Origin of the sequence: Thioalkalivibrio sp. ALJ2 (genome assembly GCF_000378325.1) — a bacterium.
In the GTDB taxonomy this organism is placed as follows: Bacteria; Pseudomonadota; Gammaproteobacteria; order Ectothiorhodospirales; family Ectothiorhodospiraceae; genus Thioalkalivibrio.
In genome coordinates this window covers 1-13773 of record NZ_KB899557.1, presented here as the reverse complement: position 1 = coordinate 13773, position 13773 = coordinate 1, and the positions used below count along the sequence as shown (strand labels likewise).

15 protein-coding genes are annotated in these 13773 nt (G+C 60.0%); 5 read left to right on the top strand and 10 right to left on the bottom strand.

All coding sequences use genetic code 11. The annotated features are described in order from the left end of the window. Window positions 1–69 precede the first annotated feature (69 nt). From F468_RS0109105 to F468_RS14230, 3 genes are read left to right on the top strand one after another with little or no spacing between them, the layout of a single operon-like run. Window positions 70–903, top strand: coding sequence for a BglII/BstYI family type II restriction endonuclease (locus F468_RS0109105; RefSeq protein WP_018995015.1), 834 nt, complete (start codon window positions 70–72; stop codon window positions 901–903). Continuing rightward, window positions 890–1582, top strand: coding sequence for an MT-A70 family methyltransferase (locus F468_RS14235; protein ID WP_081616974.1), 693 nt, complete (start codon window positions 890–892; stop codon window positions 1580–1582). Before F468_RS0109105 ends, F468_RS14235 begins: the two co-directional genes overlap by 14 nt. A 44-nt stretch (window positions 1583–1626) precedes the next feature. After that, window positions 1627–3993 carry an AAA family ATPase gene (locus tag F468_RS14230; RefSeq protein WP_081616973.1) on the top strand — a complete coding sequence of 789 codons (2367 nt, stop codon included), beginning with the start codon at window positions 1627–1629 and terminating at the stop codon, window positions 3991–3993. Between the two features lie 166 nt (window positions 3994–4159). On the opposite strand, the gene F468_RS0109090 is transcribed toward F468_RS14230, so the two are convergent. Both F468_RS0109090 and F468_RS0109085 read right to left on the bottom strand, forming a co-directional pair. Beyond that, window positions 4160–4402, bottom strand: a complete 243-nt coding sequence (locus tag F468_RS0109090; protein WP_018995012.1) for a WGR domain-containing protein — start codon at window positions 4400–4402, stop codon at window positions 4160–4162. Then, on the bottom strand, window positions 4395–4976 hold the full coding sequence (locus F468_RS0109085; RefSeq protein WP_018995011.1) for a recombinase family protein: 582 nt from the start codon (window positions 4974–4976) through the stop codon (window positions 4395–4397). The genes F468_RS0109090 and F468_RS0109085 overlap by 8 nt, the downstream gene beginning before the upstream one ends. Window positions 4977–5189: 213 nt before the next feature. On the opposite strand from F468_RS0109085, the gene F468_RS0109080 reads away from it, so the two are divergent. Both F468_RS0109080 and F468_RS0109075 read left to right on the top strand, forming a co-directional pair. Continuing rightward, entirely contained in the window at window positions 5190–5858 is a 669-nt protein-coding gene (locus tag F468_RS0109080) for a DUF433 domain-containing protein (protein ID WP_018995010.1), read from the top strand. Next, window positions 5855–6271, top strand: a complete 417-nt coding sequence (locus tag F468_RS0109075; RefSeq protein WP_018995009.1) for a hypothetical protein — start codon at window positions 5855–5857, stop codon at window positions 6269–6271. Before F468_RS0109080 ends, F468_RS0109075 begins: the two co-directional genes overlap by 4 nt. A gap of 661 nt (window positions 6272–6932) precedes the next feature. Here the strand turns inward: F468_RS0109075 and F468_RS13755 are convergent. The 8 genes from F468_RS13755 to F468_RS0109030 form a co-directional block, all read right to left on the bottom strand. Further along, window positions 6933–7448, bottom strand: a complete 516-nt coding sequence (locus F468_RS13755) for a zinc ribbon domain-containing protein (RefSeq protein ID WP_018995007.1) — start codon at window positions 7446–7448, stop codon at window positions 6933–6935. Window positions 7449–7674: 226 nt separating this feature from the next. Then, window positions 7675–9204, bottom strand: coding sequence for a conjugal transfer protein TraG N-terminal domain-containing protein (locus F468_RS0109060; RefSeq protein ID WP_018995006.1), 1530 nt, complete (start codon window positions 9202–9204; stop codon window positions 7675–7677). Further along, the gene (locus F468_RS0109055) at window positions 9201–9539 is read right to left on the bottom strand and encodes a hypothetical protein (protein WP_018995005.1); all 339 of its coding nucleotides are present in this window, start codon (window positions 9537–9539) and stop codon (window positions 9201–9203) included. The genes F468_RS0109060 and F468_RS0109055 overlap by 4 nt, the downstream gene beginning before the upstream one ends. Further along, the gene (locus F468_RS0109050) at window positions 9536–10804 is read right to left on the bottom strand and encodes an integrating conjugative element protein (RefSeq protein WP_026296522.1); all 1269 of its coding nucleotides are present in this window, start codon (window positions 10802–10804) and stop codon (window positions 9536–9538) included. Before F468_RS0109050 ends, F468_RS0109055 begins: the two co-directional genes overlap by 4 nt. Window positions 10805–10889: 85 nt before the next feature. Next, window positions 10890–11927 carry a TIGR03756 family integrating conjugative element protein gene (locus F468_RS0109045; RefSeq protein WP_018995003.1) on the bottom strand — a complete coding sequence of 346 codons (1038 nt, stop codon included), beginning with the start codon at window positions 11925–11927 and terminating at the stop codon, window positions 10890–10892. After that, a complete protein-coding gene (locus tag F468_RS0109040) occupies window positions 11924–12319 on the bottom strand; it encodes a TIGR03757 family integrating conjugative element protein (RefSeq protein ID WP_026296520.1) in 396 nt (131 codons plus the stop codon). Before F468_RS0109040 ends, F468_RS0109045 begins: the two co-directional genes overlap by 4 nt. Then, complete coding sequence (locus F468_RS0109035; RefSeq protein ID WP_018995001.1) at window positions 12316–12741, bottom strand: hypothetical protein; 426 nt, start codon at window positions 12739–12741, stop codon at window positions 12316–12318. Before F468_RS0109035 ends, F468_RS0109040 begins: the two co-directional genes overlap by 4 nt. Continuing rightward, window positions 12741–13773 (bottom strand): conjugative transfer ATPase (locus F468_RS0109030; protein ID WP_018995000.1); only part of this gene is annotated, 1033 nt, incomplete at its 5' end. The genes F468_RS0109035 and F468_RS0109030, both read right to left, overlap by 1 nt.

Here is a 13773-nt window from a genome sequence, read left to right as displayed (position 1 = left end):
GGGGCCAGGAACCCCGCCTTACCATCACCCGCCTGTTCAGGAGGCAGCCAATGGCGGCGACCACTCTACATGGGACACGAGCAAGATCCACAGCAACAGGCTCTAGATACCAGCGTGCTGAGCGAGGCGGAGGCGAATGCCGATGATGTCGCTCTCTCTCCAGGTGTTACCGCAGATGACCCCGGTGGCATTGAGCCCTACATCAGCGAAGAAATTCGCCAACTGTATGACGTCTACAGCTACCGACATGCAGCCGCCCTCCTGGCCACCGAGTTCCCTGACGAGCTCAAAGACATCGAAAGGGCCCTACTGCGCTTCCGAATTACCAAAACGGATATCGGCATGCCCGGCGGAAACGAGTCCGAAATCCCCAAGAAGATCTCCACGACCTTGCGGCCCGCAGGTTGGGTCGAAGCGCGGATCCGTGGAGACCTTGTCGTGCGGATGCAGGAGCACAGCGAGTCATTCACCGCTGACGGGAAGGCGCAGAAAACTAAGCGGCCAGAAGTCGAGCCAAAGACGATCGAAAATTTCATTGACGGGCACAAGATCGACTACGTCAAAGGGCGGGTCGCCTTCGACTTGGAGTGGAACAGCAAAGACCAGACGTTTGACCGCGATCTTTACGCGATGCGCGCCTTTCACGAGTGTGGTTTGGTGAGCGCTGGAATCATGCTGACACGAAGCGAGAAATTAGACCCGGTATTTCGCGAGGTTCCGCAGCTCGATAGAGCTGGAAACACTGTAAAATCGAGCGTCAAATCAAAATACGGGGCAAGCACCACCTGGATGGGCAAGCTCTTATACAGGTTAAACGCGGGGCGAAACGGCGGGTGTCCTGTGTTGGTTTTTGGCATAACGCCAAGACTAATCCACGATTGGAATGAACATGAGCAAGATTGAACTCACTGATGTGGTTGACCCAAGCGCCGAACTCTTAGAAGCTCATGGAGGGCGACGGTTTAGCACTATTCTTGCAGACCCCCCGTGGGAGTTCCAAAATCGGACAGGAAAGGTTGCACCTGGCCACAAGCGACTCAACCGCTACGGCACTATGCGTCTAAATGACATCATGGAGCTCCCCGTTTCTGCGGTTGCGAATGACCCTGCGCACCTTTACTTATGGGTTCCCAATGCCTTGCTCCCTGAAGGCTTGAAAGTCATGGAAGCTTGGGGCTTTACTTATAAAAGCAACATCGTCTGGCATAAAATCCGTAAAGATGGCGGGTCAGATGGGCGAGGCGTGGGATTCTATTTCCGCAATGTGACGGAGCTCGTTCTGTTTGGGGTCAAGGGCAAGAATGCACGCACGTTGCAGCCAGGGCGTACCCAGGTCAACTATCTGGCGACACGCAAGCGCGAGCATTCTCGAAAACCTGACGAGTTCTATGACATCGTAGAGTCGTGTAGTCCCGGCCCGTACCTCGAACTTTTTGCCCGCGGGCCCCGGGATGGGTGGGCTGTTTGGGGTGATCAGTCAGCCGAGTACTTCCCGAGTTGGAGCACTTACCCCAATCACTCCCAATCCACGCGTAACAAGAATGGGCTTGGTTGTCCAGTAGGAGCGGTTCCAGACGAATGAGGTGATCTTTTCGAGCTGTACTCGCATACCTCAAGGGGCGCCACGTGCTAAAGCGAATCAAGGAAATAAGAAACGTAGGACGCTTTCAGAACTGCCTGGCGGGTTCGACAGAGCTGGACGAGCTCACTTTGGTCTACGGGCGGAACACATATGGCAAATCGACGTTTGCGGATGTGTTCGCTAGTCTCGAAGAGAACCATGCTGACCGTCTTTCCTCCAGATACAGTATCCCATCAGAGGGCGGTCCTCAGCGTGTTGAGCTCAGCTTCGCTCCTCCAGGGGCTTCTAAAGAGCAGTCTGCCGTTTATAGCCAAGGCGCGTGGACTCACGGTCTCCCTGCTGACCTCATCCTCAGAACCTTCGACGACGGGTTCATACACCGAAATGTTTTTGTCGCGCGTCAATTTAATCGCGAGACAAAAGAGAATTTCTCCTCCTTTGTGTTGGGCGCCCGAGGCGTAGAGCAAGCCAAGGCGATTGCAGAGAAAAAACGGGAACGCGACAATGCCGCTCGCGAACGTTCACAACTTGAACGCGATGCGTTTAAGGGTGTGGATGATATTCAGGCGTTCGTAAATCTTTCCCCGGCTGCCGCTCTCCCAGATACACCCGCCAGACTCCAGCGCCTAAGGGACGAGCATACATCCCTCCGTAAGCAGCAAGATCAGGTGGGCGCGATTCATCAGCGACAAGAGGGGGCGGTACTTCAATGGCGCCACAATGTCTCTGGTGCCTTGGGACGCATAAACGAGACCCTGGGTCTCGACCTGCAAAGTGCTCACGAAACCGCAAAGCTTAAAGTAGACCGCCACATAGAGAACACGTTTGCAAACCCCGTCGGTGCGGAGCAATGGATTCGGGAGGGGCTGCAGAACGTAAAATCCGACGAGTGTCAGTTTTGTGGGCAGCCTTTGGGCTCCGGCGCGCAAGAGCTGTTAGAGCTGTATCGCGAGGCATTCGACAGCGCATTCGACGATCACGACCGCGAGGTCAAAAGCAAGCTCGATGGCTTGTTTGAGGAGCTAAGGAGGAGCTCCTCGTCAGACCTGCGGTTAGAGTTGGCATCGAATCGCGCCCTCACGTCGGCTTATCCTGAGATTCGAGAGAGCGACGCAGATTATCGGGCTGCGTTAGCGGAAAAAGAAGAGGTAGAGGCGGACCTAAGTGCGGCGCTGGATCGTTTCGATGAGGAGATTCGGCATGTGATACGTCGTGTTCAAGAGTCCATCGGGTTAAAAAAAGGCATGCCGCACAAGGCCCTGGAGGTGGTTTCCGAGGAGTCGATCATCGCTCTAGAGGACAGCATTCGGACATTGGTGGAGCGCTACAATGGGGTTGTCAATGCCTTAAATACCCATATTCGCGCGTTCAAAGCGTCGGTATCCTCTGACTCGCTTGAAGCGCGCCTCAAGAAGCTTGATCATTTGATTGCTGAGGCGGAGAGTGTTAGCCGGAGGATCGAGCTTCAAGAACAATGCGATCATTGGAGCGCGCTTCAAGGCAGGATTGTTGAGCTCGAAAAGGAAGTGGCGGAACTCGAAAAACAATTAGATGAGGGCCAGAGTGAGTATCTTGATGCGTTCTTTGGCTCCCTGGACGGTTGGTTTCGATCTTTTGGGTCGCAAGATTTCGTTTTGGAGCGTGGAGAGACCAAGAGAGGGCATACGCCAATATATTTTGTAAAAGTGCGCTACAAAGGGAAACCAATACGGGAGTCCGAGATAAGCTGCGTCTTCAGTGAGTCGGATCGGCGTGCTCTTGCCTTGGCCGTGTTTTGGGCACAGTTGAAGTCCTTGCACGAGGATGAGCTTGCACGCTGCATCGTTGTACTCGATGATCCAGTCACGTCTTTCGATGATAATCGGGTGTCGGCGGTTCATCGCGAATTAGCAGACCTGCAGCAGCATGTTCGTCAGGTTGTTGTGCTTAGCCATTACCGATACGACATAGAAATGCAGTTGAAGGGGTTTGGTCGGTCGGGTGCGGCGAAATTGCTTTGCCTGACCAATAGCAGTACAGCAGGGACGACCATCGAGCCAGGCGATCCACGGGAGTTCTGCTTGTCAGCGCACGAGCGTGTGAGCGAAAAACTCCGTTCCTTCGCGTGCGGCCAAATAGACGATCATTCAATACAGGATTTGCGCATATTCCTTGAGTCGGAGCTGGATAGCCGGTTTGCGGCGCAAATGGCCGATTTAGGGTTGAGCGAGCTCTGCCTGAGCGACAGGATCGAAGGGTTGTTTGAAGGGGATGTGATATCAGAGGCGGTGCGGGCCGAGTGTCATCGCTGGAGGTTGGCGCTGAATCCCGCCCATCACGACTGGATGAACGTCGATCTGGAAGACGCGCGTCAGACCGTGCGGGATTTTCTCAGCTTTGTATACGACCGACTGGTTCGGGCGCAGATATGAGCGGCAAAAGGCCACTGAGGGGGATAATTTTAGGCTGGAAGCCGCCCTTTGTGGGGCTGTCATCAAAGCGGCTGAGCGCTAGGTGCCACCGTGCGCAACGATGCCCTTTCGGATAAGCCCCTTGCCGTTCTCTCTACCATTCCCTTCCCGGGCCTTTCCTTTTGTCCTACGCGTCGTGCGACCAGCCGGTGTAGCCGCGGCGGACTTTGGCTGCGTCCCTTTGCCCCAGGGTCGCCTTTGCCTCCTCGATGGTGCTGCACCAGTCCTCGCGAGTGGTTCCTGGGCGTCCGATGCGGCCCCATTCGCGGCGGACGGCATACCCACCGAAAAGCCCTCTCTGGATGAACATCCGGTAGAACCGGAGTTGGTTGCGGTCAGGGGTGACCTTGCGCGGCCGCACCTCATTCATCGCTATTGTCGCGGAGCGCGGCCCGACCGCCGGGAAAGTGGCGATAGAGCGTGGCGGGCGAAACATTCAGTTGGTTGGCGAGTTCCCGCACGGGAGCATCGGAGTGGGAAAGGACTGTCCACGCAAAGGCCAACTGTTCGTCTGTAAGCGCTGGGGGCCGTCCGCCGGTGCGACCACGCTGGCGCGCGGCGTCCAGGCCCGCACGGGTCCGCTCCTGCATGATGGAGCGCTCGAACTCGGCCACTGCGCCAAATACGTGAAAGACCAGCTTCCCGCCTGGCGTCGTCGTGTCGATGGACTCGGTGAGGGACTGGAACTCGATCCCGCGCTCCTCCAGATCCCCAACAGTGGTAATGAGCTGCCGCATGGATCGGGCAAGCCTGTCCAGTCTCCAGACCACCAGGACGTCGCCCTGCCGCATGTAGTCCAGGGCCTCCCGAAGCTGTGGGCGATCACGCTGGGCTCCGGATGCGCGGTCCTCGTAGATCCGGTCGCACCCGGCCTGCCGCAAGGCATCGGTCTGGAGCGATGGGTCTTGGTCACGGGTTGAAACGCGCGCGTACCCGACTTTCATGGGTCTTCTCTCTCGAAACTCATCTCTATGCTAGGTTTTGCGACACAAGGTTTCAAGAGACAGTTTTGAGACACTTAGGCGGGGGTGATCGGGCGGCGTCGCGGTGTCCGCCTCAATTCTCTCGAAAACGATCGTTTTCGAGAGGGTCGTTTGCTGATTCACCCTGTAGGCATCGATAATGCGAGGCCATCGAATCGGATTGCCGTGTGACGCATGAAGCTGACTGGTATTGGACTCTACACGTTTCCGGAAGCGGCTCGGCTGACGAGGATCCCTTCGGCACAGCTCCGCAGATGGCTCCTCGGCTACAAGCGTGGCGAGGGTACCTCGTACCCCCCTCTTTGGAATCCCGACCTTGCTGAAGCCGACTTGGAGGGGCTTAGTTTCCACGACTTGCTTGAAGCCCGGCTTGTGGCTCACTTCCGGCACTTGGGGATCAGCCTCCAAACCATCCGTCTTGCCTCGCAGCACGCTCGAGATTTGTTCGACAGTGCCCACCCATTCATATGCAAGCAGTTTCTGACGGACGGGAAGTCGATTTTTGCTGAGGCATTGGAGCACAGCGACGATAAGAAGCTCATTGACCTCAAATCGCGGCAATACGTCATTGAAAAGGTTGTGCGCCAATCTCTGTTCGCGGGGATGGAGTTCGAGGACGGGCAGCCGCGCCGGTGGTTCCCAACGCAGAGTAAGCGAGTAGTGCTCGATCCAGATGTTGCGTTTGGGAAGCCGACGATTTCTGACGTTGGGGTACGCACGGACGTTCTGTTCGATGCCTGGCGAGCTGAAGGGAAAGACTACCGCCTAGTCGCAGGCCTGTACGATGTGTCTCGGGATGCAGTAAAAGCCGCTGTTCGCTACGAAGAATCGCTTACTGCGTGAAGTTTCTCTTCGACAACAACCTACCTCCTGCGCTGGCCGAAGCACTTGGAACGCTCACGGCAGCGCACTGGCAAGGGGTTCACAGCGTCGTTCACCTGAGGGACCGATTCGACAAATCGGTCTCGGATACCTTCTACATTGAAAAGCTTGGTAGTGAAGGCGATTGGTCGATCGTGACCCATGATCGCTTCGCGAAAGGTCTGGAGCGCCAAGCGCTGGCTCGCGCAAATATTGTGGTGTTCTTGTTGGACAAAAGCTGGGCTCAGCACGCTTTCTGGGATAAATCGACCAATCTCTGTCGTTGGTGGCCGGTGATCGTTCATCAAGCGGAACGCCTTTCGGGAGGGGCTATTCTGCAGGTGCCCTGGAAGTTAAGCGGCCAAGGGCGCTTCAAGCAGGTGCCGATCAAATAGCGGACCCATTGGCAGTGGGCGTAACACTCAAGAGCCAATCGTACCCCGACCGTCGCCAACTGATCTTGTCGTGTTGACGGACCATCGCCCTTAGCGCTTGCGTCTGCGCCCCGGCTGCGCTAAACGTGTAGTAATAGCCACAAAGAAACCATGAGTCGCGTATGGGCCTCCTTCTAACTCTGATCCTTCTGTTCCTGGTCGCAGGTGTAGGGACCGCCGTGCGCCAACATGGCTGGGCTCAAGGTGTACGCCGCTATGGCGCAGGCCTGGCCGGCTTAGGTGCGGGTGCCGCGCAGGCTGTTGGTTTCACCGGTGATTCCCATAGCGATACGTCGGGCGACGACGCACCCAATGGGCCGATTAGCCAGGATGAATCTGCGACAGCGTCAGGGATGCCCGGCGATGCAAAGGTCCCGGGATTCTACACCTACGAGGAAGCTAGGGATCTGTGGGGACATCCGACCAACCTCTGGCACGACTCGCATTTCGAGGAAGACGATTAGCCGGCTATGATCAATGAGGACGTGGCGTCGGGTGCTCTTGTCCTAACCCCTGACTTGCATCGGCGCTAACCGCGAGGATTTTTGGTCAGCTTCTACCGCGACTCAAGGGGTGCGGTCTACGCGCAAGCACGGTCGCCGATGCTACTAATGTGATGTCGTTACTGCTGCGTCGAACTAAACGATTGAACCCTCCCGTCCGGTCCTACCGTACAGCGCGCCCTCGAGCGAATCCGCACTCCCAGCATGTTCTCAGCAGAAAACACATGGTTGGTCACCACCGATCCTGAGTCTTGTACCTGGGCCTGCAGGCCCGAGACATGAAATCTCACCGTACTCGGACGCTGGGCCACGGTCCGGATATGATTTTCACAGGCCCGTTCCGCCTCCCCGGTCATCGCTCGCTGGTCAGCCACATATGATCCTGATTCATAAGAAAACATAGCCACACCCCCAGCAAGTATTGCCAACACCATCGAAATACCGATCACTGGGTGGCGCACCAGGAACGCCCATAACTCCCTGACCTCCTCAATCTCTTCTTCGCGCTGCGCATCTTGTCGCAACTGCTGTTTCTGAGCCTGCCGCGCCTTGGCATATAGCACGCCGCAATGAGGACAGATTTCGTCCTTTGCATCGTCGTTGAGCTTCCCGCACTTCGGACAGATGGTTCCCATACCACCTCCTTGGCCTGGGCCTATTGGGGCACGCAAGTAGCATAGGCTAGGGTCAGTTCGAATTCACGTCATCAAGGCTTGGCCACAATACAAAGGTGGGGCGTTTTAGATGCAGGGATACCTAGTTCGTCTGGATCCGTGCCTCGCCAGCCGCAGGGCCAGTCGCCCTGCGCTTACTGCCGGGTCATGTCTGACTTCGGCGCTTTCCTGCCAGCGGCCGTCGCCACTAACGACGACCGCTACTTTCGGTGAGCTTGCGGCCTGCGCCTGACCCCGCAGCGGATCCCGTATTGGGCATCGATCCGGTGGTCTGGCTGTTAGCGTTCAGGCTGTCTTTCAGCTTAAATCCCGCCCATCCCACGATCATGCTGAATACCAAGGGAAGGCCGATGTGCAGGAGCCCGGTCGCCATGGTGATCATGCTGTCCTTCATGCCCAGGTCTGGTGACAGAAGCGAGCCGAACGCCGGCCCCAGGAACCCCCCTGCGCCGTCCGGATACATCGCGGCCGTCATGTTGTCTTCCAACCAACGGCTGACAGCCCACAGGTAGCTCCAGAAGGTGATCGTCAGGATCGCCATGGTCGCCATGAATACGGGACCCCAGGAGTACAGCGACACCACGAGCAGGATCGGGAGCAGCATGTAGATCCCCATCAGGAGGAAGCTCTGTACGATCGGGGCTGCTTCGCGGATCGTAAGCATCATAGGTCCGTGCGAGAACATTTCCTGCTGAGCGATTCCGAACGATGCCGTCAGGCGGGAGAACAGGCCCGCGTTGGTGTCGGCGTTGACTAGGCCGCTCGTGATGTGAGGCGCCCGGACGGCCGACTCCTCGACCAGTCGCCGGATCATCCGATCCTCAAGCTCCTCGTTCGACGCGCCAAACCATCCGGACATGCTATCCCGGGCGTTCTCCCAAAACGTCGCGTCCATTTGCTCCAAGATCTGACCCCGCAGGCTCGGGCCCGTATCCCCGTTCCACCAGTCGTCGCACATCGGACGCCCGTAGTCCGGTTCGGCCCCCTCGTTATAGTCGGGGTCGTCGCGTGCGGCGATGTAATCAAACCCCGGGACGGGGCTTGCCGCTCGATAGCGGTCGTAGAATCCTTCGGTCTGCAGATACACGCGGGAACCGACGAACTCCGGGTCATCGATGCCGTGCTGCTCCAGAAGGGCCGAGACGTCCGGGCGCTCATTCTGGTAGCGGGATCGGGCCCGGACAAAGCATTCGTTCGTAAAGCGCTGGACGTTCTGCGCCACTTCCGGGTCCGAGATCCGCTGGAGATCCAGCTCGATTCGTGTCCGGACCATATCCTCGGGGCAACCGATCCCCGCGATCGCGGCGCCCGTAATCCCCTTCGAGATCGCCATGGTCGCGTACCACCAGACCGGCACGGTGGCATTCGATACATCGAAGGAGTCTTGGTAGGTGGTGTCCTGGATGTCGGAAATGTCCGGGATCTGATCGCAGCTGTTATCGAACTCCAGTTCATTGAGGGCAAGGGGCCAGATCGGCTGCGCAGCCAGCACGACGACCGAGAGCGCCTTGACGATCTCGACCTCCATCATGTGAACGGACTTCCGCGTTCCGGCCTTGGCCTCCTGCCCGGTGTAATTGTCCACGAACGCTCGGATCACGATGACAAGAAAGGGGATGAACGCAATCCCGGAGAACACCAGGATGTCCCACAGGTTCTGGAACTGCATCCAGCCGAAGATGGTCGTGAAGGCCTCAAGGGGATGACCGACATTCATGCCATTAGCTCCACTGCGCGACCCAGCAGGTTCTGTCCCAGCACGATTTCCAGGATCACGAGCCAGCCCGCAACTCTCCAGCGCGCATCCACCAGGCGCCGTTGCGACTCGTGGGGCAGGTGCCCGCCGAGCCAGCTGACCCAGTAGCGCCAACCCAGCACCACTGTCGCGATCAGCAGCCAGCGCCAACCGGCCAGCAGCCATTCAGTCCGGTCGAGACGAGCCCGCACTGCCTCCGCCCCTTCGATCATGTTCCACGCGAGTCCCGCCACGATGACGACCGCAAACGCGGCGGTGACCCCGATCAGGAGGTGGAGTGGGATACGGGCTCTCATGGCCGTGGCACCACACCGCCACGGATCGGGGCCGTCTCAAGCGGGTGAGGCGATGGCGTTTCCTGGGATGCGCGGGTGCGGCGCTGCGCTTCACGCAGGATCGAGCTGGCCGTGTTCGACACCACGGCCTGACGCGCCTCGATTTCCATCATCAGCGTTTCGATTTCGGAGGTGATCTCCTCGATGCCGTCCCGGATGTCTTCCCGGGCGACTCCGGCCGCATCGATCTCCGGTGCCTTTCGGCCACTCAGCAGCATGCGGCGGGTCAGAAGGGCTTGCTCCATCGTGCGCGCCGTTGCGACCTCCTGTGCGAGCCGTCCGGCCGCCACCATGCGGTCGGACTCCGGAAGTTCGCGCAGTGACTCGATCAGGCCACGCGATACCGCCACACCGGGTGCCGAGACGTCGCGCAGGTTGCTTCGCGTGGGATTGGTCGCCCCCGAGACGAGCTGCATCAGATCCTCGCGGACCTGCTGGTTGGTTTCTTCGAGAATGGGCAGGAGGCCCACGCCGGGGGTGGTCTCACTTTCGCATCCCTGGCAGGTGCGGATGTGTTTGTCTCCGAGCACCCGGGTTGCCCACTCCTGCGCCTCCTGAGGGGAGCCCCAGGTCCGCGCCAGGAGGGGCGCATCACCGCCGCCCGCATAGGGTGTACCGGCGTTCGGGGGGCGATCCAGGGTGATGTTGTAGCCCGCCCGGACGGTATCGCTGATCACGTCAATCGGTTCCTGACCCTGTCCGCCGCGTCGGCCTCCGATCCATTCGGCCCCGCTATTCCCGGCGTCCTGGTCGATCTGCTCCTGGACCTGCACGATGTCGCCCCCGGAACCCATGGCCGCACGCCAGTCGTCGCCCTTCGAGAGCGTGACCCATTCCTGATAGGGGTTGCGACCGTCGGCGATCGCGGCCTCCATTTCCTCGCAGCTCTGCGTGGCGAGCGACAGCTGCTCCTCGGCCCGCAGCAGGTTGTTCTGGAACAGGTCGTACAGCCCTGGATTGGATCGCTGGAGCACCATGGCCGGCAGGGAAGCGATCGCATCCGTGGCGGCCTGAACCATCTGATCGACCATGTCCTCCATCCCCTGGGCGACCTCGTTCAGGGTGTTTTCGATGCTCAGAAGGGGATCGAAGCTGCCGCAGCTGTATCCCGCGCTCGCATCCGCTCCGAAGGCCAGGCGGGTCGTAGTGACATTGGGGTTTGGGGCATTGGAAATGGGCTCGGCCCCGCCCACTTCGTAGTACCAGAACCCGTCTTCGGACGGCACAAGGGCATGGCCGGCGGTCGGTACCCAAAGCGCCGCGCAGGCTGTAGCAGCGATCAGTGTTTTCCGCATCCGCATGATCCGTCTCCTAGAACGTGACGGAGCCGAGGTAGACCTGGCCCCCGATTTCGCAGCAGTTGTACGGGCGCCAGAGCGTCCAGACGTAATTGCCCTTGAGGTTGGTCTTGTCGCTGGACCAGCCATCCTTGTCTTCGGTGTCGTCTTCCCCAAACACTTCGCAGGTGTTGGTGCTTGTGGGCATGTGCATCTGGAAGGTCCCGGTTTCTTCGTCCCGCTCCACCAGCTCGGGGGGGAGCCAGACGCGGTATCCGGATTCATGCACCACGTCGTCGCCCGGGAGCTGCTCGTAGACATGCCCCGACTGGCTTTCGCGCGTGGTGATGTCACCCGCCCGCTGGGCGACGATCGCCGCCGCCTTGGCATCCTCGGGCTGGGAGACATAGCCGGAGCGGGGATAAAGCGCGCCCCAGGTGTAGTCGTCCCATTCCCCAATTTCCCGCTCACCCTCCACGAGCGATTCGGTGTAGAACATTTCGGGCACCGCGTAGCGCCAGGCGAGTACGCTGCTCGCGGACTGGTAGTAGGGATAGAAGGCTTCGGCCGTCGCGGCTCCCGGGCAGATATAGGGGACGTCGATGTACTCCAGGATCTCCATGAAGGGGTGACCGACCACATCCGCTTCCTTGAAGCGCAGTTGGCGCGCATCGCGGGAATAACGCCCCTCTAGCGTGTTTCCGCCGCCCACGAAAGCGTCGAAGGACAGGATCGATTCGGCGGCGGACTCCTGCGCGGATCCGAGCGCTCCCCGAATCTCCGCCCACGGGTTTTCGCCCGTGTTCTGATAGGCCGAAATGACGGCGTCCGGGACGTAATGCCGGATCCGCTCGGTCGTGACCACGCTGCAGCCGGTAATGGTGCAGCGCAGCCACAGACAGACTCCGATGATCTCCCAATTCAGGCAGGACGAGAGGGCGCTGCTCGTCTGCGAAGTGATCTCGGCGGTACTGATCGTGTCCGGGTCCTCGGCCTTCGCGGGGCTTCCAACCAGCAGGCAGAGCGCGGCCACGATCCCGACGCCGGTGCTACGCACGGAACCCCGGATCATTGCCGCCACCGTTCATACTCGCGCAGGCCGCGCGCGAGGTCCGTCGTGCCATACACCACGGCCTGGCCGTCGAAGACGATGGCCGGTACTTGTTCAATGTTCAGGCGATAGGCGCGCAGCAGCGGCTCGTAGGCAGCTTCAAGATCACGATGGGCCTGGACATCGAGGCGTTCGCGGGCGATCTCGGCCGCCGCCTCGGGGTCGGCAGGTAGCCCCTGACTCAGATCCTCCGTTGCTCGGTCCACCGCATCCACATAATGAATCTCGACGGGGATCCCCCGGCGATCAGCCGCCGTGGTGGACACCGTCGTTCCGGTCGTCACGAAGACCTCGATCTGCCCCGGGTCGGCGCTGACGGGGCTGATCCCCACCAGGAGTAGAACGGCCATCATTCGTCGCATGAGCGGCCTCCTGCGCTGGGTTTCGGGGGAAGTTGCAGCTGCGCCCGGAAGCGCTGTTGGGGCTCATTCAGCATGCGCTCGCATACGTGGCCTTCTGCATCCGCCAGACGCATCGCCAGATCCCGCAGCGTCCCCGTCAGGACGTCGCCACGCTCGAACTCGCGTGCCAGTGTCTCGGGCGTGCGCCCGTGAACGGTCAGCTCCATCAGCACGACGTCGCGGTGGGCGTCGGTGAGCCACCCGCCCTTGTGGATCAGCTGCCCCTCTCCCTGCAGAGGCAGGGTATGGATCTCCAGGCGCTCCGGGCCGCCGTCGTGGCCGGGCATCAGGAACAGGCCCTTGCGACCGCCGGCGACCAGCAGCCATTCGGTCCAGGCGAAGTCCCTGGCCCAAAGGTGGAGTCGGTTGACCATCACGCACCTCCCCCGATCCGGCGCGCGACTTCTTCGGCTGCTTCGACTTCCGAGCAATCCAACTCGTCCATGACCTTGCGGCGCTCCGACTTCTCGTGCTTCTCGGTCATCGCCAGGGCCAGGGCGATCGGGGGCGGGACGTTGCGGAACAGCGTTTCGACCTGATCGGCCAGAACCACGCCCTCGACGTACTTGCCGGGTTCCTTGCGGGCTCCGAGCAGCAGGCTTTTCTGCTCGTTGGTGAGGTCCTTGAAGCGGGCGATCTGCTCGATCTCCTCCTTGGGCATCACCAGGCACATCCACCACTCCATCATGTTGAGCATCTTCCGGGACGCATCCGGGAAGTCCTCCAGGTTCTGCGTGGCGATCCAGAACCAGGCCCCGAGCTTTCGCCACATCTTCGTGATCTTGACGACGTAGGGCGCGAGCATCGGATTGGTCGTGATCATGTGCCCCTCGTCGGTGAGCACGAGGGTCGGGCGTTCGGCGTGCTGGTGTTGCTCGACCAGGTCGTTGATATGATTCATCAGGCCGACATAGGCGACCGTGAGCTGATCGGCGTAGCCTTCGCGCGCCATGAGCCCCATATCGACGATCGTTACGTCGGCCTCCGGCCAGCGATCGCCGGGCCGGTTGAAGACCTGCCCCGCGAACCCCTGGCAGAAGGTTTCCATGCCATCTGCCATTTCTCTGATACGCAGGCGGCGTTCGGGCGCATCTTCCTCCCCCGCGACTTCACGTAACCCCGCGACCACGTCCCCAGTCAGGACCTGCTCGCGTCCTGCTGCACGGACGTTCTTGGCGGCACGGAGGATGCCGTTAGCGATGGCGGTGTTGTCCGCGCGGCGCATGCGCGCCTCCTCGCGAGGGTCGCCGCCGGTGATCATAATTTTGGCCGCGATCTGCATTTCTCCGAGCAGGTCGCGGCCCTCCTCGATGTCGTCTTCCTCGTCCTCGTCGGGGTCGTCTTCCTCGATCTTCCTGTCCACCTTGGGGTCGTCCAGGAGCTGGGTCGCCGCCGCGAACGGCGGG